General features: G+C 70.5%; 27 protein-coding genes. 16 read left to right on the top strand and 11 right to left on the bottom strand.

Translation table 11 applies throughout. From position 1 onward, the window contains the following. Nucleotides 1–22: 22 nt before the first annotated feature. Genes AC30CM_RS01845 through AC30CM_RS01835 form a run of 3 tightly spaced genes read right to left on the bottom strand, consistent with a single transcriptional unit; the run spans nt 23 to nt 3,191 of the window. Nucleotides 23–757 (bottom strand): sirohydrochlorin chelatase, encoded by a 735-nt coding sequence (locus AC30CM_RS01845; protein ID WP_490115117.1) that lies wholly within the window; start codon nt 755–757, stop codon nt 23–25. Beyond that, nucleotides 736–1,470, bottom strand: a complete 735-nt coding sequence (locus AC30CM_RS01840; RefSeq protein ID WP_490115116.1) for a phosphoadenylyl-sulfate reductase — start codon at nt 1,468–1,470, stop codon at nt 736–738. The genes AC30CM_RS01845 and AC30CM_RS01840 overlap by 22 nt, the downstream gene beginning before the upstream one ends. Nucleotides 1,471–1,499: 29 nt before the next feature. Continuing rightward, nucleotides 1,500–3,191, bottom strand: a complete 1,692-nt coding sequence (locus AC30CM_RS01835) for a nitrite/sulfite reductase (RefSeq protein ID WP_490115115.1) — start codon at nt 3,189–3,191, stop codon at nt 1,500–1,502. Between the two features lie 306 nt (nt 3,192–3,497). Here AC30CM_RS01835 and hemW point away from each other — a divergent pair, with 306 nt between their 5' ends. Continuing rightward, nucleotides 3,498–4,640 (top strand): radical SAM family heme chaperone HemW, encoded by a 1,143-nt coding sequence (gene hemW / locus AC30CM_RS01830; RefSeq protein WP_490115114.1) that lies wholly within the window; start codon nt 3,498–3,500, stop codon nt 4,638–4,640. A 20-nt stretch (nt 4,641–4,660) separates the two neighbouring features. Further along, complete coding sequence (locus AC30CM_RS01825) at nt 4,661–5,221, top strand: DUF998 domain-containing protein (RefSeq protein WP_490115113.1); 561 nt, start codon at nt 4,661–4,663, stop codon at nt 5,219–5,221. A gap of 9 nt (nt 5,222–5,230) precedes the next feature. On the opposite strand, the gene AC30CM_RS01820 is transcribed toward AC30CM_RS01825, so the two are convergent. Then, nucleotides 5,231–5,560: a type II toxin-antitoxin system VapB family antitoxin gene (locus AC30CM_RS01820; RefSeq protein ID WP_490115112.1), complete on the bottom strand. Its 330-nt coding sequence runs from the start codon at nt 5,558–5,560 to the stop codon at nt 5,231–5,233. Nucleotides 5,561–5,714: 154 nt separating this feature from the next. Between AC30CM_RS01820 and hrcA the strand changes: the two genes are divergently transcribed. The 8 genes from hrcA (at nt 5,715) to era (ending at nt 12,882) form a co-directional block, all read left to right on the top strand. Further along, a complete protein-coding gene (gene hrcA, locus AC30CM_RS01815; RefSeq protein WP_490115111.1) occupies nt 5,715–6,746 on the top strand; it encodes a heat-inducible transcriptional repressor HrcA in 1,032 nt (343 codons plus the stop codon). Nucleotides 6,747–6,794: 48 nt separating this feature from the next. Beyond that, nucleotides 6,795–7,940 carry a molecular chaperone DnaJ gene (gene dnaJ / locus AC30CM_RS01810; RefSeq protein ID WP_490115110.1) on the top strand — a complete coding sequence of 382 codons (1,146 nt, stop codon included), beginning with the start codon at nt 6,795–6,797 and terminating at the stop codon, nt 7,938–7,940. Between the two features lie 9 nt (nt 7,941–7,949). Then, nucleotides 7,950–8,732, top strand: a complete 783-nt coding sequence (locus tag AC30CM_RS01805; protein WP_490115109.1) for a 16S rRNA (uracil(1498)-N(3))-methyltransferase — start codon at nt 7,950–7,952, stop codon at nt 8,730–8,732. A gap of 68 nt (nt 8,733–8,800) precedes the next feature. Then, nucleotides 8,801–9,838 (top strand): PhoH family protein, encoded by a 1,038-nt coding sequence (locus AC30CM_RS01800; protein ID WP_490115108.1) that lies wholly within the window; start codon nt 8,801–8,803, stop codon nt 9,836–9,838. Next, nucleotides 9,835–10,371, top strand: coding sequence for an rRNA maturation RNase YbeY (gene ybeY / locus AC30CM_RS01795; RefSeq protein ID WP_490115107.1), 537 nt, complete (start codon nt 9,835–9,837; stop codon nt 10,369–10,371). The genes AC30CM_RS01800 and ybeY overlap by 4 nt, the downstream gene beginning before the upstream one ends. Then, the gene (locus tag AC30CM_RS01790; RefSeq protein ID WP_490115106.1) at nt 10,368–11,657 is read left to right on the top strand and encodes a hemolysin family protein; all 1,290 of its coding nucleotides are present in this window, start codon (nt 10,368–10,370) and stop codon (nt 11,655–11,657) included. Before ybeY ends, AC30CM_RS01790 begins: the two co-directional genes overlap by 4 nt. Further along, nucleotides 11,654–11,971, top strand: coding sequence for a cytidine deaminase (locus AC30CM_RS01785; RefSeq protein WP_490115105.1), 318 nt, complete (start codon nt 11,654–11,656; stop codon nt 11,969–11,971). Before AC30CM_RS01790 ends, AC30CM_RS01785 begins: the two co-directional genes overlap by 4 nt. Beyond that, entirely contained in the window at nt 11,968–12,882 is a 915-nt protein-coding gene (gene era / locus AC30CM_RS01780) for a GTPase Era (RefSeq protein WP_490115104.1), read from the top strand. The genes AC30CM_RS01785 and era overlap by 4 nt, the downstream gene beginning before the upstream one ends. A gap of 7 nt (nt 12,883–12,889) precedes the next feature. Here era and AC30CM_RS01775 read toward each other — a convergent pair whose 3' ends face one another. Continuing rightward, the gene (locus AC30CM_RS01775; protein WP_490115103.1) at nt 12,890–14,338 is read right to left on the bottom strand and encodes an amidase; all 1,449 of its coding nucleotides are present in this window, start codon (nt 14,336–14,338) and stop codon (nt 12,890–12,892) included. Between the two features lie 78 nt (nt 14,339–14,416). On the opposite strand from AC30CM_RS01775, the gene recO reads away from it, so the two are divergent. The 4 genes from recO to AC30CM_RS01755 are packed head-to-tail and all read left to right on the top strand — an operon-like array spanning nt 14,417 to nt 16,970. Next, entirely contained in the window at nt 14,417–15,280 is an 864-nt protein-coding gene (gene recO / locus AC30CM_RS01770) for a DNA repair protein RecO (protein WP_490115102.1), read from the top strand. Further along, nucleotides 15,219–16,109, top strand: a complete 891-nt coding sequence (locus AC30CM_RS01765; protein WP_490115101.1) for a decaprenyl diphosphate synthase — start codon at nt 15,219–15,221, stop codon at nt 16,107–16,109. Before recO ends, AC30CM_RS01765 begins: the two co-directional genes overlap by 62 nt. 10 nt (nt 16,110–16,119) lie before the next feature. Then, complete coding sequence (locus tag AC30CM_RS01760) at nt 16,120–16,575, top strand: hypothetical protein (protein ID WP_490115100.1); 456 nt, start codon at nt 16,120–16,122, stop codon at nt 16,573–16,575. Continuing rightward, complete coding sequence (locus AC30CM_RS01755) at nt 16,572–16,970, top strand: NUDIX hydrolase (RefSeq protein ID WP_490115099.1); 399 nt, start codon at nt 16,572–16,574, stop codon at nt 16,968–16,970. The genes AC30CM_RS01760 and AC30CM_RS01755 overlap by 4 nt, the downstream gene beginning before the upstream one ends. Here AC30CM_RS01755 and AC30CM_RS01750 read toward each other — a convergent pair. Continuing rightward, nucleotides 16,963–17,358, bottom strand: a complete 396-nt coding sequence (locus tag AC30CM_RS01750) for a Fur family transcriptional regulator (protein WP_490115098.1) — start codon at nt 17,356–17,358, stop codon at nt 16,963–16,965. The genes AC30CM_RS01755 and AC30CM_RS01750 overlap by 8 nt on opposite strands. Continuing rightward, entirely contained in the window at nt 17,355–17,798 is a 444-nt protein-coding gene (locus tag AC30CM_RS01745; protein ID WP_490115097.1) for an ArsR/SmtB family transcription factor, read from the bottom strand. The genes AC30CM_RS01750 and AC30CM_RS01745 overlap by 4 nt, the downstream gene beginning before the upstream one ends. 78 nt (nt 17,799–17,876) lie before the next feature. On the opposite strand from AC30CM_RS01745, the gene AC30CM_RS01740 reads away from it, so the two are divergent. Then, nucleotides 17,877–19,313, top strand: a complete 1,437-nt coding sequence (locus AC30CM_RS01740; protein ID WP_490115238.1) for a glycine--tRNA ligase — start codon at nt 17,877–17,879, stop codon at nt 19,311–19,313. On the opposite strand, the gene AC30CM_RS01735 is transcribed toward AC30CM_RS01740, so the two are convergent. The 3 genes from AC30CM_RS01735 to AC30CM_RS01725 are packed head-to-tail and all read right to left on the bottom strand — an operon-like array spanning nt 19,300 to nt 21,544. Beyond that, nucleotides 19,300–19,821: a DUF302 domain-containing protein gene (locus AC30CM_RS01735; RefSeq protein WP_490115096.1), complete on the bottom strand. Its 522-nt coding sequence runs from the start codon at nt 19,819–19,821 to the stop codon at nt 19,300–19,302. The genes AC30CM_RS01740 and AC30CM_RS01735 overlap by 14 nt on opposite strands. Beyond that, a complete protein-coding gene (locus AC30CM_RS01730; protein ID WP_490115095.1) occupies nt 19,818–20,843 on the bottom strand; it encodes an alcohol dehydrogenase catalytic domain-containing protein in 1,026 nt (341 codons plus the stop codon). The genes AC30CM_RS01735 and AC30CM_RS01730 overlap by 4 nt, the downstream gene beginning before the upstream one ends. A gap of 20 nt (nt 20,844–20,863) precedes the next feature. Next, nucleotides 20,864–21,544, bottom strand: coding sequence for an SDR family oxidoreductase (locus AC30CM_RS01725; RefSeq protein ID WP_490115094.1), 681 nt, complete (start codon nt 21,542–21,544; stop codon nt 20,864–20,866). A 78-nt stretch (nt 21,545–21,622) separates the two neighbouring features. On the opposite strand from AC30CM_RS01725, the gene AC30CM_RS01720 reads away from it, so the two are divergent. Continuing rightward, on the top strand, nt 21,623–22,078 hold the full coding sequence (locus AC30CM_RS01720) for a winged helix-turn-helix transcriptional regulator (RefSeq protein WP_490115093.1): 456 nt from the start codon (nt 21,623–21,625) through the stop codon (nt 22,076–22,078). Between the two features lie 4 nt (nt 22,079–22,082). Here AC30CM_RS01720 and AC30CM_RS01715 read toward each other — a convergent pair whose 3' ends face one another. Beyond that, the gene (locus tag AC30CM_RS01715; protein WP_490115092.1) at nt 22,083–24,077 is read right to left on the bottom strand and encodes a TPM domain-containing protein; all 1,995 of its coding nucleotides are present in this window, start codon (nt 24,075–24,077) and stop codon (nt 22,083–22,085) included. Between the last annotated feature and the right edge of the window lie 38 nt (nt 24,078–24,115).

Here is a 24,115-nt window from a genome sequence, read left to right as displayed (position 1 = left end):
GCGGCCGCGCGAGAGCGGGAGTTCAGGCGGCGGCGCGGGCCGACGTCACTGCGTCGTAGCGGTCCAGCACCGTGGCGGCCACCAGATTGTGGGAGCCCAGCGGCGCGGACACCAGGATGTCGTGCTGCGCGGCGAACGCGGCGACGCGGTCGGTGATCCGGCCGGGTGCCAGGAACCACGGTGCGATCACCACCCGTCGAACTCCAGCCGCGCGAACGGTGGCCACCGACTCGGCGAGGTTCGCGTAGGGCCCCGTCGCGAACGCCGTCTGCGTTGCGGCCCAACGGGTTCCACGTGCCAGCAGCTTCGCCACCGAGGCGGTACGCGCATTGGCGTCCGGTTTCGACGAGCCGACGGCCACCACCACGACGCCGAGGCCGTCGTCGTCGGCGGACACGCCGACGTCGATCAGACGTTGGCGCAGCACCGTCACCAGGGCCGGATCCTCGCCCAGGGTGTCGGCGCGTCGGATCGACCGTCCGGACTCGGCGATCACCGCGGGGATGTCCACCCGGGCGTGGTAGGCCGAGGCCAGCAGGAACGGCGTCACCACCGCGTCCTCGGCGTCGGTCAACACGTCGGCCAGCGACGGGGCCGTCTGCTCCAGGAACGCGGCCCGCACGTCCAGCGACGGCCGCAGCCGCCGGATCCGACCGGCCACGGCGTGCGTCACCCCGGCCGACCGCGGATCGGCGCTGCCGTGCGCGGTCAGCACCAGCGTCGGGCCGGCCCCGGTCACGACGCGTGCAGCCCGCATTCGGTCTTGGCTTGTCCGGCCCAGCGGCCACTGCGCGGATCGGCGCCCGGCAGCGGCTTGGCCGTGCAGGGCGCGCAACCGATCGACGGGTAGCCCTCGTCGACCAGCGGGTTGACCAGCACGTCGTGCTCGTCGATGTAGGACTGCATGTCCTCGTCCGACCACGCCGCGATGGGGTTGATCTTCACCAGGCCGAAGGCCTTGTCGAAGCTGATGAGTGGGGCGTTGGCGCGCGTCGGCGCCTCCACCCGGCGGATGCCGGTCACCCACGCGGAGTACCCGGCCAGCGCCTTGCCGAGCGGCTCGACCTTGCGCATGCGGCAGCACGCGGCGGCGTCGCTGGCGAACAGGTCCTTGCCCAGCAGCGCGTCCTGCTCGGCGACGCTGCGCTCGGGTCGCACGTTGACGACGTTCACGCCGTAGACCGCCTCGACCGCATCGCGGGTGCCGATGGTCTCGGCGAAGTGATACCCGGTGTCGAGGAACAGCACGTCGACGCCGGGGTGGACCTGGGCCGCCATGTGCACCAGGACGCCGTCCTGCATGTTGGACGCGACGACGTAGCCTGACCGGTCGGTGCCCGATCCGTCGGGGCCCCCGCCGAAGTGCTCCTCGGTCCACCGCAGCAGTTCCTCGGCGGAGGCGTCGGCGAGTTCGTCGGCGCCGCGCTCGGCGAGTGCGATCAGGTCGTCTTCGGTTCGCAAGTCAGTCATGCCTACCTCTTCTGAGAACTCGCCGCTGCCTATCGCAGATCCGCTTCGTCTGCCCGCACGGCCCACTGGGCGAAACGCTCGCCGTCCTCGCGTTGTTTCACGAAGTTGCGCACGACGCGCTCGATGTAGTCGCCGAGTTCGCTGGACAGCACCTTGTGCTGGCGCAACTTGCGCCCGAACCCGCTGTCCAGGCCCAGGCTGCCGCCCAGGTGCACCTGGAAGCCCTCCTCCGGACCGTTCCCGTCGTCCACCATCTGGCCCTTGAACCCGATGTCGGCAACCTGGATGCGGGCGCACGAGTTGGGGCAGCCGTTGATGTTGATGGTGACCGGCACGTCGAGCTGAGCGTTGATGTCGTCGAGCCGCTTCTCCAACTCGGGCACCAGCACCTGCGAGCGGCTGCGCGTCTCGGCGAAGCTCAGCTTGCAGAACTCGATGCCGGTGCAGGCCATGAGGTTGCGGCGCCAGTGCGACGGCGTGGACGGCAGGCCCAGCGCGTCGAGGCCCGCACGCAACTCGTCGAGCTTCTCGTCGGGGACGTCCAGGATGATCAGCTTCTGGTACGGCGTGAACCGGATGCGGTCGCTGCCCGCGGCCTCGGCGAGGTCGGCGACCTTGGACAGGATGGTGCCCGACACGCGGCCCGCGATGGGCGCGACGCCCACGGCGTTGAGCCCGTTCTTGAGCCGCTGCACGCCCACGTGGTCGATGGGCCGCGACACCGGGGCGGGGGCGGGGCCGTCGATCAGGGGTCGCTTCAGGTACTCGGTCTCGAGGACCTCCCGGAACTTCTGCACCCCCCAGTCCTTGATCAGGAACTTCAGCCGCGCCTTGGCGCGCAGCCTGCGGTAGCCGTAGTCGCGGAACACGCTGACCACGCCTTCCCACACGTCGGGGACCTCGTCGAGCGGCACCCAGGCGCCGACGCGCTGGCCCAGCATCGGGTTGGTGGACAGGCCGCCGCCGACCCACAGGTCGAAGCCGGGGCCGTGCTCGGGGTGCACGACGCCGATGAACGCGACGTCGTTGACCTCGTGCACCACGTCCTGCAGCCCGGAGATCGCGGTCTTGAACTTGCGCGGCAGGTTGGAGTATTCCTTCTTGCCGATGTAGCGCTTGACGATCTCGTCGACCGCCGGCGTGCCGTCGATGACCTCGTCGAGCGATTCGCCGGCCAGCGGCGAGCCGAGCACCACGCGCGGGCAGTCGCCGCACGCCTCGGTGGTCTGCAGTCCGACCTCGTCGAGCCGGCGCCAGATCTCCGGCATGTCCTCGACGCGAATCCAGTGGTACTGCACGTTCTGGCGATCGGAGATGTCGGCGGTGTCGCGGGCGTACTCGGTCGAGATCTCGCCGAGCGTGCGCAACGCCGCCGCGGTCAGCGCACCGCCGTCGCTGCGGACCCGCAGCATGAAGTAACCGTCTTCGAGCATGTCGGTGTTCTCGTCACCGGTCCACGTGCCGTCGTAACCGGGCTTGCGCTGGGTGTAGAGGCCCCACCAGCGGAACCGGCCGCGCAGATCGCCCTTGTCGATGCTCTCGAAGCCGCCCTTGGCGTAGATGGTCTCGATGCGCTCACGGACGTTGAGCGGGTTGTCGTCCTTCTTGGACTGCTCGTTGGCGTTGAGCGGTTCCCGGTAGCCGAGCGCCCACTGGCCTTCGCCGCGGGGTCGTTTGGCCGGCTTCGCCGTGGCGGCGGGCTGGGGTTCTGCGGTGGTCATGGGGCTCCTTCGCGGAGGAGCTGGATTCTCGGAGGGCACGCGGGCACCGGGGGCTGGACCGGTGAGCGCAGATCCGGTGGCCAGCTGGGTATGGGCAGGGTCCGAAGTCAAGCGCAGGTCAAGCGGGACAGCAACACGTGCAAACGCGCTTGAAGTCGACGTGCCGACGGGCCACCAGCGATACGCGGGTGGTCGAACCGGAAACGGCAGTCACGTCGGCCATTGTGCCATGGCAAGGGCCGTCGGCCCCAACCGGGCCAGAGTTCGCCTCGTGCTGCGCGAAACCCCGTCCGGCACACTGGGCGGGTGGTGAGTCGTACCGGTCCGGCCGATCTCTTCGGTGTCTACGTGCACGTGCCGTTCTGTGCGTCGCGCTGTGGCTACTGCGACTTCAACACCTACACGCCGAGCGAACTCGGGGGTGCCAACCCGGATGCGTGGCTCGCGGCGCTGCGCATCGAGCTGAGGCTGGCGGCAGACCGGGTCGGCCCGCGAACGGTGGACACGGTGTTCGTGGGCGGGGGCACGCCGTCGATGCTGGGCGCCGCCGGCCTGGCCGCCGTGCTCGACGCCGTGCGCGCCGCGTTCGCCTTGGCGCCGGACGCCGAGGTCACCACCGAGTCCAACCCGGAGTCGACGTCGCCGCGCTTCTTCGCGGCGTTGCGCGACGCCGGTTACACCCGGATCTCGCTCGGCATGCAGTCGACGGCGCCGCACGTGCTCAAGGTGCTCGACCGCGTGCACTCGCCGGGGCGGGCGGTGGCCGCGGCCAAGGAGGCGCGGGCCGAGGGCTTCGACCACGTCAACCTGGACCTCATCTACGGCACGCCGGGGGAGACCGACGCCGACCTGATGGCGTCGGTGGACGCCGCCCTGGATGCGGACGTCGACCACGTGTCGGCCTACTCGCTGATCGTCGAGGACGGCACGGCGCTGGCGCGCCGCGTGCGCCGCGGCGAGGTGGCCGCGCCCGACGACGACGTGCTGGCGGCACGCTACGAACTGCTGGACGCGCGGCTGTCGGCAGCCGGGCTGACGTGGTACGAGGTCTCGAACTGGAGCAGGCCGGGAGGGGAGTGTCGGCACAATCTGGGCTACTGGGACGGTGGGCAATGGTGGGGTGCGGGTCCGGGGGCCCACGGTTACGTCGACGGGCGCCGGTGGTGGAACGTCAAGCATCCCAACGCCTACGCCGACGCGCTCGGTCGCGGTGAGCTGCCGGTGGCGGGCGGTGAGGAGCCGACGCCCGCCGAACGCCACGTCGAGGACGTGATGCTTCGGGTGCGCTTGCGCAGCGGGCTGCTCGCCGCCGACCTCGACGCCGCCGAGCGGCGCCGCGCCGATGCGCTGTGCGACCGCGGTCTGCTGGTGACCGTCGGCGGGTCGCTGGTGCTCACCGACCGCGGCAGGCTGTTGGCCGACGCGGTGGTGCGCGACCTGCTCGGCTGACGCCCGGGTAGTGTCCCGGCGTGCGGATCGGAGCGTGGCTGTGGCTCGCGTCCACGGTGTGCTACTTCGTCGCCGAGGCCGTCAGCGCGTCGGCGTTCGCCGGCTACGACTACGCCACCATGTACGTCAGTGCCCTCGGCGAGCCGGGGGCGTCCCCGCTCGCCTGGGTCATCAACGCCGCGTTCGTCGTGCAGGGCGTCCTGTTGCCGGTGGGCGGCTGGCTCTTGACGCGCGGCGCACCGCCGCTGCCGTTCCGAATCTGCTTGGTGGCCATCGTGATCGGCAACGTACTGATCGCGACCATGCACAGCGGCGCGGGTACGGTCTGGCACGGGGTGGGTGCTGCGCTGGCACTGGTCGGAGGCAACGCCGCGGCGCTGGCCGGAGCCCGTGCCCTGCGGCCGCCCGTGGCGTGGCCCGGGTACGCGACGACGGCGACGGTGCTCGGCGGGTTGGGATTGCTGTGCCTGATCCCGGTGGTGCTGCTGGTCGAGCCCGTCGGGGTGTGGGAACGCGGCAGCGTGTACGCGATCTACGCGTGGCAGACCCTGACCGCGGTGCTGGTGCTGCGATCTCGATGAGGCCGCGCGCTACAGCTGCGTGGGGCCGGTCTGCTGGTCGAGCGGGACCGCCATGTCGTAGACGCGGGCGTGCAGCACGGTCCGGTTGCGCAGCGCCGCGCGCACCGCGCGGTGCAGTCCGTCCTCCAGGTAGACCACGTTCTGCCACCGCACGGCGTGCGGGAACAGGTCGCCGTAGAACGTCGAGTCCTCCGAGAGCAGGCGGTCCAGCGCGAGCACCGTCGTCGTGGTGACCAGTTCGTCGAGACGGATCTGGCGAGGCGGGATCTGGGCCCACTGCCGGTGTGACAACCCGTGATCGGGGTATGGCTTGCCGTCGCGGACCCCCTTGAAGATCACGGGCGACCCGCCGTTGAGTCCGTCGGCATGGCTCGAGGTTAATCGCACCGGGCCTGGTGGCGCGTGCCGACGTCGCAGGTCACCGTAAAATGGGGGTTTGGCTTCCCCGGGAGGGAGCCGTACCCGGTTCGACTCGTCCAAGGTAGGTGAACGCATGGGTAGTGCCGACGATCGGCGATTCGAGGTGCTGCGTGCCATCGTGGCCGACTTCGTGACCACCAAGGAGCCCATCGGCTCCAAGGCGCTCGTCGAACGCCACAATCTCGGCGTCTCGAGCGCGACGGTGCGCAACGACATGGCGGTACTGGAGGCCGAGGGCTACATCGCGCAGCCGCACACCAGCTCCGGACGCGTGCCCACCGAGAAGGGGTACCGCGAGTTCGTGGACCGGCTCGACGACGTCAAGCCGATGTCGTCGGCCGAGCGCCGCGCCATCCTGTCGTTCCTGGAGTCCGGGGTGGACCTCGACGACGTGCTGCGGCGCGCGGTGAAGCTGCTGGCTCAGCTGACCCGGCAGGTGGCCATCATCCAGTACCCGACGCTGTCGACGTCGAGCGTCCGCCACCTCGAGGTGGTGGCGCTCACGCCGGCGCGCCTGCTGCTGGTCGTCATCACCGACAGCGGCCGCGTCGATCAGCGCATCGTCGAACTGGGTGATGCCATCGACGACGTCGCGCTCGGGCAGCTGCGCGAGCGGCTCGCCCAGGCGTTGGAGGGCAAGCCGCTGGCCACCGCGTCCGTCGCGGTGGCCGACCTGGCCGCCCAGCTCGACGGCCACGGTGGGCTGGGCGACGCCGTGGGCCGCGCCGCCACCGTGCTGGTGGAGACGCTCGTCGAGCACAGTGAGGAGCGGCTGCTGCTGGGCGGCACCGCCAACCTCACCCACAACACCGCCGACTTCGGCAACGGGCTGCGGTCGGTGCTCGAAGCGCTCGAGGAGCAGGTGGTGGTGCTGCGGCTGCTGGCCGCGCAGCAGGAGGCCGGTAAGGTCACCGTGCGGATCGGGCACGAGACCGAGGCCGAGCAGATGGCAGGGACGTCCGTGGTGACCACCACGTACGGATCGCTGGGCAAGATCTACGGCGGCATGGGTGTGGTCGGTCCCACTCGCATGGACTATCCGGGAACCATCGCCAACGTTGCGGCGGTTGCTCTGTACATAGGTGAGGTCCTGGGTACCCGGTAGTGCCCGGACAACGGCTTGAATGGCTTGAACTCTTCGAAGGGGTGTGGCGTGGCACGCGACTACTACGGTCTGCTCGGCGTGAGCAAGGGCGCGAGTGATTCCGAGATCAAGGCCGCCTACCGCAAGCTGGCGCGTCAGCTGCACCCGGACGTCAACCCCGACGCCGGTGAGCAGTTCGCCGAGGTGAAGCTCGCCTACGAGGTGCTCACCGATCCCGACAAGCGCCGGATGGTCGACATGGGCGCCGATCCGATGGAGACCGGCGGCGGCATGGGCGCCAACGGGTTCAGCGGCTTCGGCGGGCTCGGCGACGTGTTCGAGGCCTTCTTCGGCGGTGGTGGCGGCGGCGGGCGGGGGCCCATCGGGCGCGTGCGACCGGGTTCGGACTCGCTGCTGCGCATGCGCATGGACCTCACCGAGTGCGCGACGGGTGTCACCAAGCAGGTGACCGTCGACACCGCGATCCTGTGCGACGTCTGTCACGGCAAGGGCACGCACGCCGACACGAAGCCCGTCACGTGTGACACCTGCCACGGCCAGGGCGAGGTGCAGACCGTGCAGCGCTCGCTGCTCGGTCAGGTGATGACCTCGCGCCCCTGCCCCGTGTGTCAGGGCGTCGGCGAGGTCATCCCCGACCCGTGTCACCGCTGCGGCGGTGACGGCCGGGTGCGCGCTCGGCGTGAGGTGAGCGTCAAGATCCCGGCGGGCGTCGGCGAGGGCATGCGGGTGCGGCTGGCCGCGCAGGGCGAGGTGGGTCCCGGCGGCGGCCCCGCGGGCGACCTGTACGTCGAGGTGCACGAGCAGCCGCACGACGTGTTCGTCCGCGACGGCGACGACCTGCACTGCACGGTGTCGGTTCCGATGGTCGACGCCGCCCTGGGCGCCACGGTGTCCGTCGACGCGATCCTCGACGGCCCCACCGACCTCGAGATCGCCCCGGGCACCCAGCCCGGTAGTCGAATCACGTTGCGGGGACACGGCATGCCGCACCTGCGGTCGGGTGTGCGCGGCGACCTGCACGCCCACGTGGAGGTGGTGGTGCCCGCGCGGTTGGATCACCAGGACACCGAGCTGCTGCGCAAGCTCAAGGAGCACCGCTCGCGCGACGTCGCCGAGGTGAAGTCGACGCAGTCGGCGGCCGGCGCAGGCGGCGGGCTGTTCAGTCGACTGCGTGAGACGTTCTCCGGACGCTGACCCGCGACGGTGACCAACGCGCTGTTCTACGTCGACGCGGTCGGCGAGGTCGGGCAGACCGTCGTCGTCGACGGTGACGAGGGCTTCCACGCCGCCAACGTGCGGCGCATCCGGGTCGGTGAGCGGCTCGACGTCTCCGACGGCGCCGGTGCGCTCGCGCACTGCGTGGTCACCGAGGTCGGCAAGGGCCGGCTGGCGGCCACCGTCGAGGACCGCACGGTCGTCGCCCCGGCCACTCCCGCGGTGACGGTGGTGCAGGCACTGCCCAAGTCGGATCGGGCCGAACTCGCCGTCGAGGTCGCCACGGAGGCCGGCGCCGACCGGTTCCTGGCCTGGCAGGCGCGGCGCTGCGTCGCCCGCTGGGACGGTGCCGCGAAGGTCGACAAGGGACTGCGCCGGTGGCAGGCCGTCGCCCGATCGGCCGCGCGTCAGTCGCGTCGTCCGCACGTGCCCGAGGTGGCCGGCGTCGTCGGTACCGCCGAGCTGGTGGCCACCGTCGCGCTCGAGGTGGCCGGCGGGGCGACGGTGCTCGCGCTGCACGAGTCGGCCACCGCATCGCTGAGTGCGCTGGCGCCGCGGCTGGCGGCCGGGACGGCGATCTGGTTGCTGGTGGGCCCCGAGGGCGGCATCGGCGACGACGAGATCTCCCAGCTCACCGGGGTGGGTGCGGAGGCGGTGCGGCTGGGCCCGTCGGTGCTGCGTACGTCGACCGCGGCGGCCGTGGCGCTGGGTGCGCTGGGCGTGCTGACGGCGCGGTGGGATGCACCGACCACCGGTCATCCGTTGGGATGAGTCGGTGACCAGCGGTAAACTCGACCCGTCCGAGTGAACGAACACAGGAAGCAGGCACTGAAGCCCACGTGACGCCCCGCGAGACGAACGCTGCCTCGTCGTCCGTACGAAGCACCATCAACGTGCCGCCCGACCTCGTCGTGGGCCTGCTCGGGTCTGCCGACGAGAATCTGCGCGCCCTCGAAGACCTGCTCACCGCCGACATCCATGCGCGCGGCAACGCGCTCACGCTGTCTGGTGAGCCCGCCGACGTGGCGCTGGCCGAGCGTGCGATCACCGAGCTGATGGCCGTCGCCTCCAGCGGCCAACCCGTCTCGCCGGAGTCGGTGCGCCACACCGTGGCGATGCTGATGGGCAGCGGCACCGAGTCGCCCGCGGACGTGTTGACGCTGGACATCCTGTCGCGGCGCGGCAAGACCATCCGGCCCAAGACGCTGAACCAGAAGCGCTACGTCGACGCCATCGACGAGCACACCATCGTGTTCGGCATCGGGCCCGCAGGTACCGGTAAGACCTACCTGGCGATGGCGAAGGCGGTCAGTGCGCTGCACGCCAAGCAGGTGTCGCGCATCATCCTGACCCGTCCGGCCGTGGAAGCCGGTGAGCGCCTTGGCTTCCTGCCGGGCACGCTCAGCGAGAAGATCGACCCGTATCTGCGCCCGCTGTACGACGCCCTGCACGACATGATGGACCCCGAACTCATCCCCAAGTTGATGAGCACGGGCGTGATCGAGGTGGCGCCCCTGGCGTACATGCGTGGCCGCACGTTGAACGACGCGTTCATCATCCTCGACGAGGCGCAGAACACCACGGCCGAGCAGATGAAGATGTTCCTGACGCGCCTGGGCTTCGGGTCTCAGATCGTGGTCACCGGCGACGCCACCCAGATCGACCTGCCCGGTGGGGCGCGATCGGGTTTGCGTGCGGCGGTGGACATCCTGACCGGAATCGACGACATCCACGTCGCCGAACTCACCAGCGCCGACGTGGTGCGGCATCGGCTGGTCTCCGAGATCGTCGACGCCTACGCCCGGTCCGAGGCGTCGGGGGATCAGGTCGGCAACCGCGCCCAGCGGCGCGCGAACACGGGCAGGCCGCGTCGATGAGCATCGAGGTGTCCAACGAGTCCGGCATCGAGGTGTCGGAGACCGAACTCGTCAGCGTCGCGCGGTTCGTCATCGAGCGCATGGACGTCAACCCCGCCGCCGAGCTGTCCATGGTGCTGCTCGACACCGCGGCCATGGCCGATCTGCACATGCGGTGGATGGACCTGCCCGGTCCCACCGACGTGATGAGCTTCCCGATGGACGAACTGGAGCCGGGCGGGCGGCCCGACGCGCCGGAGCCGGGGCCGTCGATGCTCGGTGACATCGTGCTGTGCCCGGAGTTCGCCGCGAAACAGGCCGAGGCCGCTGGACATTCGCTCGGTCAGGAGCTGGCCCTGCTCACGGTGCACGGAGTGCTGCACCTGCTGGGTTACGACCATGCGGAGCCCGACGAGGAGAAGGAGATGTTCGCCCTGCAGCGGGAACTGCTCGAGGAGTGGGTCGCCGACCAGGTGGACGGATATCACCGCGACCGGCAGGTCGAGCGCGACCGCAAGCTGCTGGACGAATCGCAGTTCTACGACCGCCCGTGACCGGACTCGCACCCCTGATCGGGGCCATCGCGCTGATCCTCGGCGGCGGCCTGTTCGCAGCAGTGGACGCGGCGATCAGCACGGTGTCGATGGCGCGCGTCGAGGAACTGGTGCGCGACGAGCGTCCCGGCGCGGTCCGACTGGCCCAGCTGATGCACGACCGGCCGCGCTACATCAACCTGGTGGTGCTGTTGCGGATCAGCTGCGAGACCGTGGCCACCGTGCTCATGGCCGCCTGGCTCATCGACGACCTGGGTCTGGGCTGGGGTCTGGTGGCGGCCGCCGTGATCATGGTGGTGGTGAGCTTCGTCGCCGTGGGGGTGGGGCCCCGTACCGTCGGCAGGCAGAACGCCTACAGCATCTCGCTGGTGGCAGCGCTTCCGCTGCAAGCGATCTCGGTGCTGCTCACCCCGATCAGCCGGCTGCTGGTGCTGCTGGGCAATGCGCTGACCCCCGGCCGCGGATTCCGCAACGGCCCCTTCGCCTCGGAGATCGAACTGCGCGAAGTGGTCGACCTCGCCCAGCAGAGCGGCGTGGTGGCCGACGACGAGCGCCGCATGATCCAGTCGGTGTTCGAATTGGGGGACACCCCGGCCCGCGAGGTCATGGTGCCCCGCACCGAGATGGTGTGGATCGAATCGGACAAGACCGCGGGGCAGGCGACGTCGCTGGCCGTGCGCAGCGGGCACTCCCGCATCCCGGTCGTCGGCGAGAACGTCGACGACGTGGTGGGCGTCGTGTATCTCAAGGACCTGGTGGCGCGCACGTACTCGTCGACCATCGGTGGCCGGGACACGGCGGTCTGCGACGTGATGCGGCCCGCGGTGTTCGTCCCGGATTCCAAGCCGCTCGACGAACTGTTGCGCGAGATGCAGCGCGACCGCAATCACATGGCACTGCTGGTGGACGAGTACGGTGCCATCGCCGGCCTGGTGACCATCGAGGACGTGCTCGAGGAGATCGTCGGCGAGATCGCCGACGAGTACGACACCGACGAGGTGCTTCCATGGGAAGCGCTGGGTGACAAGCAGTTCCGGGTATCCGCGCGCCTGCCCCTGGAAGACCTCACGGAACTGTTCGACGGCCTCGAGATCGACGACGACCTGGACGTCGACACCGTCGGCGGCCTGCTGGCGTTCGAACTGGGGCGCGTGCCGCTGCCCGGTGCCGAGGTCACGTGGGACGGATTGCGGTTGCGCGCCGAGGGCGGACCCGATCAGCGGGGCCGCGTGCGCGTCGGCACCGTGCTGGTGAGCGCCGAAGAACCCGAGGAGGAGACGCCGTGACCGATCTGGATCCCGAAGACGCCAAGTTGGTGGTGCTGGCTCGCGGCGCCATGGCGCGCGCCGAGGCGGGCAGCGGCGCCGCGGTACGCGATCGCGACGGCCGCACCTACGCGGGTGCCCCCGTCGACCTGACGACGCTGACGTTGACCGCGTTGCAGTCGGCGGTGGCCGCCGCGGTGTCCAGCGGGGCGACGGGGCTGGAGGCCGCAGTGCTCGTGGGTGGCTCGGGCGAGGATGCCGGTGTCGCCGCCGTGCGGGAGATGTCCGCCGACGCCGCGGTGATCGTCACCGACCGTTCCGGGACGCCGACGTGAGCGAGTTCCGTTCCGGTTTCGTCTGTTTCGTGGGCCGGCCCAACACCGGCAAGTCCACCCTGACCAATGCGCTGGTGGGGCAGAAGGTGGCCATCACGTCGAACCGGCCGCAGACCACGCGGCACACCATCCGCGGCATCGTGCACCGCGAGAACTTTCAGATCGTCCTGGTCGACACCCCGGGGCTGCACCGGCCGCGCACCCTGCTGGGGCAGCGGCTCAACGAGTTGGTCAAGGACACCTATTCCGAGGTCGACCTGATCTGCCTGTGCATCCCGGCCGACGAGGGCATCGGGCCCGGCGACCGCTGGATCTACGAGCAGATCAAGGCCGTGGCGCCGAGGACCACCCTGGTGGTCGTCGTCACCAAGACCGACAAGGTGCCCCGCGACAAGGTCGCCGCGCAGCTGGTCGCCGTGCAGGAGGCGTTCGGGGAGAAGGCCGCCGACATCGTCCCGGTGTCGGCCACCACCGGCGAGCAGGTCGACGTGTTGATCGACGTGCTGGTGTCGCACCTCCCGGAGGGCCCGGCGTTCTATCCCGACGGCGAACTCACCGACGAGCCCGAAGAGGTGCTGATGGCCGAGCTGATCCGTGAGGCCGCGCTCGAGGGTGTCCGCGACGAGCTGCCGCACTCGCTGGCGGTGGTCATCGACGAGGTGAACCAGCGCGAGGACAGGACGCCCGAGCAGGGTGAACTCATCGACGTCCACGCCATCCTCTACGTCGAGCGCGACAGCCAGAAGGGCATCGTGATCGGCAAGGGCGGGGCGCGACTGCGCGAGGTCGGTACGGCCGCGCGCACCCAGATCGAGAAGCTGCTGGGCACCAAGGTGTACCTGGACCTGCGGGTCAAGATCGCCAAGAACTGGCAGCGCGACCCGAAGCAGCTGGGCAAACTGGGCTTCTAGCCGCGGGCTACGACGCGTCGTCGAGCCACCACGGCACCGGCTGCCGGGACGCCCAGCCGCCGACGGCCTCGAGCGCCGCGGCCAGCGAGATCAGCAGCGGTTCGCTGTTCTCCGGCCCCATGAGCTGCACGCCGATCGGCAGCCCGTCGGAGGTGAACCCCGCGGGCACGTTGATCGACGGCCACCCCAGCACGTTCCACGGCCAGGTCACCGGGCATGCGCGGATCATCGCGCGGTCGGTGGCCAGGCTGCCACGCTCGTCGTAGTCGTGCAGCCCGGGCGGCGGCAGTGCCGTGGTGGGGGCCAGCACCACGTCGGCGATGTTGAAGATCCAGCCGACGCGGCGGCGGGCGGCGGCCTCGCGCGCCCGCGCCTTGCGTAGGGCCTGCTCCGAGAGCACCCTGCCGGTCCGCATGTTGGCCCGGGTGCGTGCATCCCACTCCACCAGTGGCCCCAGCCGGTCGGCCCAGTCCAGCAGCCCCGACGTGGACCGTGTCAGGAAGTCCCACGACATGCCCATCCCGTAGTCGGGGTCGGCGGCCCGCACGGTGTGGCCCAGGTCCTCCAGTTGTCCCGCGACGACGTGCAACGCGGCGCGGATCTCGGGGTGCAGCGTCGCCTTGAAGAACGTGAACGGGAACGTCGTGGACAACGCGACGGTGAGGGGCCCGGGGGCCTGCGAGACGTGTTCGGAGGCCCGGATGGGCGGCGGCCGGTGCAGGTCACCGTCGACGTTTCCCGACGCGGCGTCCAGGACGACGGCGGCATCGGTGACCGTGCGCGCCAGCACACCGTTGACGGTGATGCCGTTGAACGCCTCGGGCAGGGGCCATGTCGAGATGCGGCCACGCTGCGGTTTGATGCCCACCAGGTGGTTCCACGCCGCCGGGATGCGCACGCTGCCCGCGCCGTCGGAGCCGATCGCGGCGGCGACCAGGCCGGCGGCAACCGCGGCGGCGCTGCCGCCCGACGACCCGCCGGCGGAGTGCCGAGCCGACCACGGGTTGGCGGTGTGCCCGAAACCGGGTCCGCTGGTGAAGGGCCACTGCCCGAGTTCGCACGTGTTGGTCTTGCCGACGATGATCGCGCCCGCCGCCCGCAGCCGTCGCACCACCTCGCTGTCGGCGGCAGCCGGGGGCTGCTCGCCGACCGTGCCGAAGCGGGTCGGGACGCCCGCCACGTCGACGTCGTCCTTGACCGCTACGGGGATGCCCAGCAGCGGCAGGTAGCCGCCCTCGGCCCGCATTCGGTCGGCGGCCCGCGCATCGCGGATGGCTCGTTCGGCCAGCACCACGCGGAACGCGTTGAGGGTGGGCTGACTGGCGGCGATGGCGTCCAGGGATCGTCGGACCAGCACCTCGGACGTGGTCTGCCCACTCGCCAGCTGGAACAGTTCCTGGGTGAGGGTGGGGAAGCGGGGTGCGGCCGTGTCGCAAGCAGGTGAGGTCTGAGCCATGTTGGTCGAAAGACTATCGGTCCGACGTCACGGCCCGGCCTCACCGACGGCGTCGGACCGTGGTGGGACACTGGAGCGATGCGGTTGTATCGGGATCGAGCTGTGGTGCTGCGTCAGCACAAGCTCGGTGAGGCCGATCGCATCGTGACGCTGCTGACGCGCGACCACGGTCTGGTGCGCGCCGTCGCCAAGGGCGTGCGCCGCACCCGCAGCAAGTTCGGCGCCCGCCTGGAACCGTTCGCCCACGTCGACGTGCAGTTGCACTCCGGGCGCAACCTCGACATCGTCACCCAGGTGCAGGCCATCGACGCCTTCGCCAGTGACATCGTCAGCGATTACGGTCGCTACACCTGCGGCTGCGCGGTGTTGGAGACCGCCGAGCGCATCGCGGGCGAGGAACGGGCCCCGGCGCCGGCGCTGCACCGGCTCACCGTCGCCGCGCTGCGGGCGGTGGCCGACGGGGCCCGGGCGCGTGAACTGGTGCTCGACGCCTACCTGCTGCGCGCCATGTCGATCGCGGGCTGGGCGCCGGCGCTGGTCGAATGTGCCCGGTGCGCGACACCCGGTCCGCACCGTGCATTCCACGTCGCCGCAGGTGGCAGCGTGTGCGTGCACTGCAGACCGTCGGGTTCGGTGACACCGCCGCAGCAGGTGCTCGACCTGATGGCCGCGCTGCACGACGGGGACTGGGACGTCGCCGAGGCGTCGACGTCGACGCACCGCAGTCAGGCCAGCGGCCTGGTGGCCGCGCACCTGCAGTGGCATCTGGAACGTCAGATGCGGACGTTGCCGCTGGTGGAGCGGGTATACAAGGCGGACACGGCGTTCCTGGCGAAGGTCGCCGGAGAGCGCGCCGCGTCGGTCGGGCAGGATATGGCGCATGAGCAAGGCAAGGGGCATGGGGAAGTCTGCGAGCTACCCGCAGCTGCCCCCGGCGCCTGACGACTATCCGGTGTTCCCGGACACGTCGACGTGGCCGGTGGTGTTCCCGGAGCTGCCGCCTCGCACCAACGGCCGGTTCTCCCGGCCGCCGCAGCACCCGTCGAAGGCCGCGGCGCCTCGGATCCCGGCGGATCAGGTGCCCAACCACGTGGCCGTGGTCATGGACGGCAACGGCAGGTGGGCCCAGCAGCGCGGCCTGGGGCGCACCGAGGGACACAAGATGGGCGAGGCGGTGCTCATCGACATCACCTGCGGCGCCATCGAACTCGGTATCAAGCACCTCACGGTGTACGCGTTCTCCACCGAGAACTGGAAGCGCAGCACCGAAGAGGTGCGCTTCCTGATGGGGTTCAACCGCGAGGTGGTGCGGCGCCGACGCGAGAACCTCAACGCGATGGGCGTCAACATGCGCTGGGTGGGTTCGCGGCCGCGCATGTGGAGCAGCGTCATCAAGGAGTTCGACATCGCGGAGAAGATGACGGTCGGCAACGACGTCATCACCATCAACTACTGCGTGAACTACGGCGGCCGCACCGAGATCGTCGAGGCCGCAAGGGAACTCGCCGAGGAAGCCGCCGCGGGCAAGATCAACCCGAGCCGGATCAGCGAGGCGACGTTCGCCAAGCACCTGCACCGCGCCGACATCCCCGACGTCGACCTGTTCATCCGCACCTCCGGAGAGCAGCGGGCGAGCAACTTCCTGCTGTGGCAGGCCGCATACGCCGAGTTCGTGTTCCAGGACAAGCTGTGGCCGGACTACGACCGGCGGGATCTGTGGGAGGCCTGCGAGGAGTACGTCAACCGCAATCGCCGTTTCGGCAGGGCGTGAGCGCCGCCCGATGACGTCCCTGCTGCACCGCCTCTCGACAGTGCTTGGCGACGTCACCACGGTGCTCGACGCCGACGACGAGTCGCTGACCGTCGGCCTCGAGGGCACGGTCGCGTCGCTGCGCGTGGTGACCATCGCCGAGGGCTTGGAGATGGTGTCGCTGACGCAGCCCTTGGCGTGGGACCTCGCGCTGACGGCCACACTGCGCGACCGCGTCGGCGTGCAGGCGGGTCAGACGCTGCTGGGCTCGGTGGTGCTGGTGGAGAAGACCGATCCGGGGCCCGAGACCGCCACCAACGGGGCGTCGTCACCGTCGACGTCCAGGCGATCATCGGTGAAGAAGACCGCAGACGTGTTGCTGCGATACAACTTTCCCGCCACCGGACTGTCCGACGACGCGCTGCGGACGCTGGTGGTGCTGGTGCTCTCCGGTGGCGTCGAGGTGCGACGCGCGCTGACGTCGTGACGCGGGTCCTGCGCATCGTCGCCGCCGTGGCGCTCGACGGTCGTGGCCACGTGCTGGTGGTGCGCAAGCGTGCCACTGCGGCGTTCATGCAGCCCGGCGGCAAGATCGAAGCGGGGGAGACGCCGCTGCAGGCGCTGCGCCGGGAGGTGCACGAGGAGTTGGGCGTGGGTGTCGATGCCGTGGTCCCGCTGGGACGGCACACCGCACCCGCGGCCAACGAGCCCGATCACGTGGTCGACGCCGACCTGTTCCGGGTGCGTCTTCTCGGCGTGCCGCGACCGGCGGCGGAGATCGAGGACATCGCCTGGGTGGATCCACACGATCCGGGTCAGGTGGTGCTGGCGCCGCTGACCCGGGACACGGTGCTGGCGCTGGCCCGCGGGGCCGTCAGCTGACGGTGCAGTCGCGGCACTGCCCGAAGATCTCGAAGGTGTGCGTGACGTCGGTGAAGCCGTGTTCGACGGCGACGTCGGCGGCCCACTTCTCCGCGGCCTTGCCCTCGACCTCGACGGTGGTGCCGCAGGTGCGGCACACCAGGTGATGATGGTGGTGGTCCGAGCAGCGGCGGTACACCGACTCGCCGGTGTCGGTGCGCAGCGTGTCGACCTGGCCGGCGGCAGCCATGCTCTGCAACGTCCGGTACACCGTGGTGAGCCCGATCCCCTCACCGCGCTTGCGCAGTTCGTCGTGGAGTTCCTGGGCCGACCGGAATTCGTCGACCGTCTCCAGCAGGGCGGCGATGGCGGTGCGCTGCTTGGTGGAGCGCACGACGGCGCCGGTCATGGGTGGGCCTCGCCGGCATGGTCGACGGCGGCGAGCACGATGTCGCACAGGTGGTGATCGACCAGTTGGTAGTGCACCTCGCGTCCGGCGCGTTCACCGACGACGACGCCCGCGGCCTTCAGGATGCGCAGGTGCTGGCTGACCAGCGGCTGCGGCACTTCGAGGGCGTCGACGAGTTCATGGACGCAGCGCGACGACTCGCGTAGCTGCAGCACGATCGCGATGCGGATGGGGGCGGCCAGGGCGCGTAGCAGTTCGCCCGCGGATTCCAGGACGTCGCGTGGCGGCGGCGAGGACGGCGGGGGGCCGGGATGCGTGTGGGGATCGTGCCCGGTCTCTCGGCCGGTGCCGTGGATCGCGGCGACATCCCCGGCGGCATCCCCGGCGAGGTGGCCGTCGACGTCGTCTGCTCCGTGTGCCAAACTGGAAACCGTTTTCATTATCTGGTCAGGATACATGCGCGTCCGCGCATGTCAACGCCGGCTCGGAGCGCCGGGGTCCCGCGCGGCTGCGCGCGATTGGGGGCCCGGCGGCGCAGCCCACTACGCTGTCACCCCGTGGCTTCCATCATCGACACCGTTGCGAACCTGGCGAAACGCCGTGGCCTGGTCTACCAATCGGGCGAGATCTACGGCGGTACCAAGTCCGCCTGGGACTATGGACCACTCGGGGTGGAACTCAAGGAGAACATCAAGAAGCAGTGGTGGCGGTCCGTGGTCACCGGCCGCGACGACGTCGTCGGCCTGGACTCCGCGATCATCCTGCCGCGCCAGGTGTGGGTGGCCTCCGGCCACGTCGCGGTCTTCAACGACCCGCTGGTCGAATGCCTGAACTGTCACAAGCGGCATCGGCAGGACCACCTCCAGGAGGCGTACTTCGAGAAGCGCGGGGCCAAGGACGGGCTGGCCGATCCCGACGCCGTCCCCATGGCCGAGATCGTCTGCCCGGACTGCGGCACCAAGGGCCAGTGGACCGAGCCGCGCGACTTCAACATGATGCTCAAGACCTATCTCGGTCCCATCGAGTCCGAGGAGGGGTTGCACTACCTGCGTCCGGAGACCGCCCAGGGCATCTTCGTGAACTTCGCCAACGTGGTCACCACGTCGCGCAAGAAGCCGCCGTTCGGCATCGGCCAGATCGGCAAGAGCTTCCGCAACGAGATCACCCCCGGCAACTTCATCTTCCGCACGCGGGAGTTCGAGCAGATGGAGATGGAGTTCTTCGTCGAGCCGTCGACCGCGCCGGAATGGCACCAGTACTGGATCAAGACCCGGCTGCAGTGGTACGTCGACCTCGGCATCCGGCCGGAGAACCTGCGGCTGTACGAACATCCGCTGGAGAAGCTGTCGCACTACAGCGCAGGCACCACCGACATCGAGTACAAGTTCGGCTTCGCCGGCAGCCCGTGGGGTGAACTCGAAGGCATCGCCAACCGCACCGATCACGACTTGTCGAGCCACGCAAAGGCTTCCGGTGTGGACCTGACGTACTACGACCAGTCCACGGACACCCGTTACACGCCGTACGTGATCGAGCCGGCGGCCGGCCTGACCCGGTCGCTGATGGCCTTCCTGGTGGACTCGTATCACGAAGACGAGGCGCCCAATGCCAAGGGCGGCGTGGACAAGCGCACCGTGCTCAAGCTCGACCCCCGGCTGGCCCCGGTCAAGGCCGCGGTGCTGCCGTTGTCCCGGCACGCCGACCTGTCACCCAAGGCCAAGGACCTGGCTGCCGAACTGCGGCAGAACTGGAACATCGAGTTCGATGACGCCGGTGCGATCGGCCGCCGTTATCGGCGCCAGGACGAGATCGGGACGCCGTTCTGCGTGACGCTGGACTTCGATTCGCTCGACGACCATGCCGTCACGGTGCGCGAGCGCGACGCGATGACCCAGGAGCGCGTGGCGATCTCGGAGGTGTCGAACTACCTGGCCGTGCGGCTCAAGGGCTGCTGAGCCTCAGCGCCGCGGGTACGTCGCCGTCGAGCAGTTCGATCAGCGCCGCCAGCAGGCGGTCCAGTTCGTCGCCGACGGCGCTGATGGCCGGGTTGCCGTAGCTGGCGAACAGCAGGCCGGGCTGGTCGACCGCCAGTACGGTCGCGCCGTCGCGGTCGGAGTAGAGCAGTGTGCGCAACGGTGCGTGCAGCATCGCGGCGGGATCGTGACGGTACATCCGATGGGCGATGGTGTGGTTGCCCATCAGGTACTCCGTGGCGGGCCAATGGGCATCCGAGAGTGCCATGGCAGGTACCACGTCGGTCTGGAAGTACCGCAGGAAGCCGTGCGGCGCTTGCGACTTCACCCCGACGAGCACGTCGTCCCACGACGTGGCGTTCGCGAGTGCGGCGAAGTCGACGGTGGGGACCAGCGCCTCGTAGCGGGCCCGCGCGACCTCGTAGTCGTCGGGCAGCGCGATCAGCAACCGGCGGCTCGGATGCTCCACCGCGGCACTGCGACGGGTCACGACGCGGATCCGGCGACGTCCAGGACCACTCGAAACCTGGCCTTGCCGGCCATCATTCGTTCGTAGGCTGCCGGCGCCTGCTCGAACGGCACGACCTCGACCATCGGGGTGATGCCGTTCGCGATGCCGAACGCCAGATTGTCCTCGTTCTCGATGGGCGAGCCGGTGAGGCTGCCGATGATGCTGCGGCCGCCGAAGATGAGGTCCGAGGTCTGCACGGCGATGGGGTCCGGGGCGGCGCCGACGACCACCAGTCGGCCTCGGGGACGCAGCCCGGCGACCAACGGCCCCATCGACGCCCCGCTGGCGGCCGTCGCGACCACCGCGGTGGCCCCGCCGAGCGCGGTCAGGGCCGCACCGGGATCCTCGGCGGCGCTGTCGACGTAGACGTCGGCGCCCAGTGACCGTGCCAGCTCGGCCTTCTCGGGTCCGCGGGCGATGACCGCCACGCGGTGGCCGAATGCCTTCGCGTACTGGACGGCGAGGTGGCCCAGACCACCCAGACCCTGCACGCCCACCAGCGCCCCCGGCGGGGCGGCGGCGGTGCGCAGTGCGTTGAACGTCGTCACGCCCGCGCAGAGCAGGGGAGCGGCGAGGTGGGCGTCGATGCCGTCGGGCACGCGGACCAGCCCGGTCGCCCGGGCGTACACCATCTCGGCGTAGCCCCCGTCGATGCTGGTGCCGGGCAACGGCTGGTCGGTGCAATTGACCACGTCGCCGCGGCGGCAGTACTCGCACTGGTAGCAGGGGCCGCCCAGGAATCCCAATCCCACCCGGTCGCCCGGCGCCCACTGCCGCACACCCTCGCCGACAGCGTCGACGATGCCGACGATCTCGTGGCCGGGGACCACCGGCAGTTCCGGGTGCGGCCGCTGGCCCTCGACGGCCAGCACGTCGCTGTGGCACACCCCGCAGCTGAGGACGCGCACGCGCACCTGCCCGTCGTCGGGCGGCGCGACGTCACGCTCGACGAGTGCGAACTCGCGCTGCCCGGTGACCTGAAAGGCCTTGTAGGTCTTCATGTTCGGTTCGTGTCCCATCGTCACGCCAGCGCCTGGATGCGCGCCTGGCGGGTGAGGTCGTCGGCGAGCACCTCGGCGGCGCCTGCTTCGATGCCGTCGACGATCTGGCGGGCAACGTCGGCGGGATCGTTCTTGGGGACGTCGAGGTGAGAGACCATCTCGGTGTCGGTGTAGCCGAGGTATACGCCGACGACGTTGACGCCCTCGGGTGCCAGCTCCAGGCGCAGCGAGTTGGTGGCCGACCACAGCGCCGCCTTGGATGCACCGTAGGCGCCGGACCCGGGCAGCCAGGACAACACCGATGCGACGTTGACGATCGAGCCGTGGCCGTTGCGCACCAGGGTGGGAGCGAAGGCCCTGGTGACGCGCAGGGCGCCGAACAGGTTGGTCCCGAACACTGCCTGGATGTCGTCGAAGTCGGCGTGCAGCAGTGATTGACCGCCGAGCAGACCGGCGTTGTTCACCACGATGGTGGCCTCGGGTACCAGTGCGGCCAGCGCGGCGACCGAGTCGTCGCGCGTGACGTCGGCCTGGACCACGGTGACGCGGGGATCCGCTGCGGTGTCCGGCTTGCGGCTCGTCGACACGATGCGCGCGGCGCCGCGGGCCAGCAACTCGTCGACCACCGCCTTGCCGAGACCGCGTTGACCGCCCGTCACCACCGCGGTCGCGCCCGCGACGCGGGTTCCCGTCTGGCCCATGGTCGTCTCCCTCTCGTTGGATCGGCCCTCACGGTAACACCGCTAGGTTTGTTTTTCCAATCTAGGTACGATGTGACCATGCGCACCAGAGCCCTCATCGACGATCCGTGCCCCATCGCCCGCACGATGTCGGTTCTCGGGCAGCGCTGGGCGGTGCTGATCATCCGCGAAGCGCTGCTCGGGCGGTCGCGGTTCTCGGAGTTCCGGGAGCGGCTGGGCATCGCCTCCGACGTCCTCAGCGCACGGCTCACCGAACTGGTCGAGGCGGGCATCCTCGAGGTGGTGGACTATCGGTCACCGGGCGACCGGACCCGGAGTCGCTACGTGCTGACCGACGCCGGCCGCGATCTCGTCCCGGTGCTGGCCGCCATCGGGCAGTGGGGTCACGTTCACCTCCCGCGCGCCCACAGCAGTGGGTACCGGTTCGTCGAGGAGGGCACGGGCGAGAGCGTCGGGATCGGATTCCGCCGGCGCGACGGCAGCAGGGTGCCCGCCGCCGACGTCGCCCTGGTGGCCCCCGGCGCCGCGTCGTGACGGATCAGAAGCGGCCACCGCCTCCGACGTAACCGCCACCACCCGAACCGCCGAAGGACGGCGAACTCCAGCCGCCGCCACCCGCGCTGCCGCCGAGGCCCCCGCGAAGGGCGCCCGACAGGATGTTGCCGATGATGATGCCGCCGATCATGGCACCGGTGTTCGAGCCACCCCCGCCGTGCCGGTCGTAGTAGGTCCGCTGTGCGTTGGCGACGTCGACTCCCGCCAACGTCTGCGCCTGCTCGGCCAGCGCGGCCGCACCATTGGCGTGGGCGATGGCTTCCGGCAGGTTGCTCGCCCGCTTGGCCTGGGCCGCGTCGAGCTGGCGGACCGCCTCGGCCAGCCGCGTGCGCGCCTCCGGGCCCACGCTGCCGCGCCGCGTGTCGATGAAGTCCGACACCGCCCGAACCCGCGACTGCGCGGCAAAGAGTGCCTGGTCGTAGGCGCGGCTCAAGCGCTCGGCCGCCGCGCGCTCCTCGGTGACCATGGCCACCAGTCGATCCAGATCGGCGTCGGCCTGGGTCAAGGCGGTGAAGGCGCCCAGCGGATCCGCCGCCCCCGTGTCGCGCGCCGTCGTCACGGCGGCCAGCGCCGCGTCGCGCGCGGTGCGCAGGTCGTCGAGGTGCGGCGTCGACCCCTGGGCCAGCAGCTCGCCGGCATGGTCGATGCCGGCCTGCACGTCGGCGATCTCCTCGGGGAGCGCCGCCACGGCTCGGTTGACGTCGGTCGCGGCGCTGTCCACGGCGTCCAGCAACACCTGAGCCTGCCCGAGTGCCGACTCGGCGGCGTGGATCGCGTCGACCAGCCCGGCCTGGCTGCCGACCGGCCGGGCCACCAGGGCGCGGGCGGTGTCCATGGACTGGTCGGCGAAGTCGAGCCGTTCCCGTGCGGTGTCGACGTTCTGCAGCACCGACGCCAGCGCGGTCTCGGCGAACTGCGACCGGAGCGCCGTCAGGGTCTGCTCGGCGGGCTCCAGGCGCGCGGTCAGGGCCACGGTCTGCTGGGTCAGCGCGTCGAGACGCGACGGGGCGTTGATCACCAGGTCACGCATCGCGGCGAACGCGTCCTGCTGCGCCTCCAGTTCGCGGTCGGCCGTCGCGGCGGCGACCACCACCCGCGTCAGCAGGTTGCGCCGTTGCTGCGGCGTCTCGGGGACGGCGTCGTCGAGGATCTGGCGGACGTTGAACGCCTGCGTCAGCGTGGTCTTCGCGGCCGTCACCGCGGCGGCGAACGGCGCGGTGTCCTTCTCGCCGAACTCCTCGACCGCCAGCGCGAGGTCGTTGGTGCTGGTGCGCACCGCGTTGTCCACCTCGACGACGATGGAGCGGGACAACTCGTCGAGCGCGTCCAGCGGCACCGCGGCCAGCGCCGCGGGATCGGTGGGATCGACGCGCTGGGCGGCGGCGAACTCGGCGGCGCGCTGCTTGCGGCGCCGACCCCGGCGCCACACCAGGTAGATCGCGACGGCCAGCACCGCCAGTGCCAGCAGCACCAGCGGCGTCACCCATCCGACGGTGCCCCCGATGCCCGTCGCGTTGAGGCCGGTGGCCGCTGCCATCGCGGCCCCGGTCCAGTCGCCTTGGCGCAGGGCGGGTTCCACGTCGTTGCGGCGCAACGCGTCCACGTCGACGCGGCCCGCCGCGGCCTTCGGCACCAGGAAGGCGTAGGCGCGGTCCGCCGTGGCGACGGCCAACAGCGCGTCCTCGTTCTGGAAGTCACTCATCCGCATGGTGTTTCGCGCCCACGCGTCGGCGCTCTGGCCGGAGAACGAGTCCACGAACACCACCCACAGGCGCACGTGCCGCGCGGTGTACAGGTCGTCGACGGCCGTGCGGACCTGGCCCAGCCCGCCGCCGGTCAGTGCGCCCGCGTCGTCGGTGACATAGTCCGCCAGCCGCATCGGGGCCACGGCTGCGGCCGTGGGCGCGCACAGCAGCGCGGCGGTGAGCGCCGTCAGCAACACGGCGTGGATGCGGGTCATCGGCGTCGTGGAAGGCATGCCCGTCAATCTAGTTGCACCGGGCGGGCGGCAGCGGT

The organism is Mycobacterium sp. DHQP2018-32-09 (genome assembly GCF_058148405.1).
Note: the sequence above shows the minus strand (reverse complement) of the source record. Positions and strands in the feature narration are given on the sequence as shown.

Coding starts and splice junctions, on each gene's coding strand:
- ybeY (WP_490115107.1), top strand. CDS start 9,835: ATGAGCATCGAGGTGTCCAACGAGTCCGGCATCGAGGTGTCGGAGACC.
- AC30CM_RS01715 (WP_490115092.1), bottom strand. CDS start 24,077: ATGCCTTCCACGACGCCGATGACCCGCATCCACGCCGTGTTGCTGACG.
- AC30CM_RS01745 (WP_490115097.1), bottom strand. CDS start 17,798: ATGAAAACGGTTTCCAGTTTGGCACACGGAGCAGACGACGTCGACGGC.
- AC30CM_RS01750 (WP_490115098.1), bottom strand. CDS start 17,358: ATGACCGGCGCCGTCGTGCGCTCCACCAAGCAGCGCACCGCCATCGCC.
- AC30CM_RS01720 (WP_490115093.1), top strand. CDS start 21,623: ATGCGCACCAGAGCCCTCATCGACGATCCGTGCCCCATCGCCCGCACG.
- AC30CM_RS01775 (WP_490115103.1), bottom strand. CDS start 14,338: ATGGCTCAGACCTCACCTGCTTGCGACACGGCCGCACCCCGCTTCCCC.
- AC30CM_RS01840 (WP_490115116.1), bottom strand. CDS start 1,470: ATGACTGACTTGCGAACCGAAGACGACCTGATCGCACTCGCCGAGCGC.
- AC30CM_RS01845 (WP_490115117.1), bottom strand. CDS start 757: ATGCGGGCTGCACGCGTCGTGACCGGGGCCGGCCCGACGCTGGTGCTG.
- AC30CM_RS01730 (WP_490115095.1), bottom strand. CDS start 20,843: ATGAAGACCTACAAGGCCTTTCAGGTCACCGGGCAGCGCGAGTTCGCA.
- AC30CM_RS01725 (WP_490115094.1), bottom strand. CDS start 21,544: ATGGGCCAGACGGGAACCCGCGTCGCGGGCGCGACCGCGGTGGTGACG.
- recO (WP_490115102.1), top strand. CDS start 14,417: ATGCGGTTGTATCGGGATCGAGCTGTGGTGCTGCGTCAGCACAAGCTC.
- AC30CM_RS01765 (WP_490115101.1), top strand. CDS start 15,219: ATGAGCAAGGCAAGGGGCATGGGGAAGTCTGCGAGCTACCCGCAGCTG.
- hrcA (WP_490115111.1), top strand. CDS start 5,715: ATGGGTAGTGCCGACGATCGGCGATTCGAGGTGCTGCGTGCCATCGTG.
- AC30CM_RS01835 (WP_490115115.1), bottom strand. CDS start 3,191: ATGACCACCGCAGAACCCCAGCCCGCCGCCACGGCGAAGCCGGCCAAA.
- AC30CM_RS01760 (WP_490115100.1), top strand. CDS start 16,120: ATGACGTCCCTGCTGCACCGCCTCTCGACAGTGCTTGGCGACGTCACC.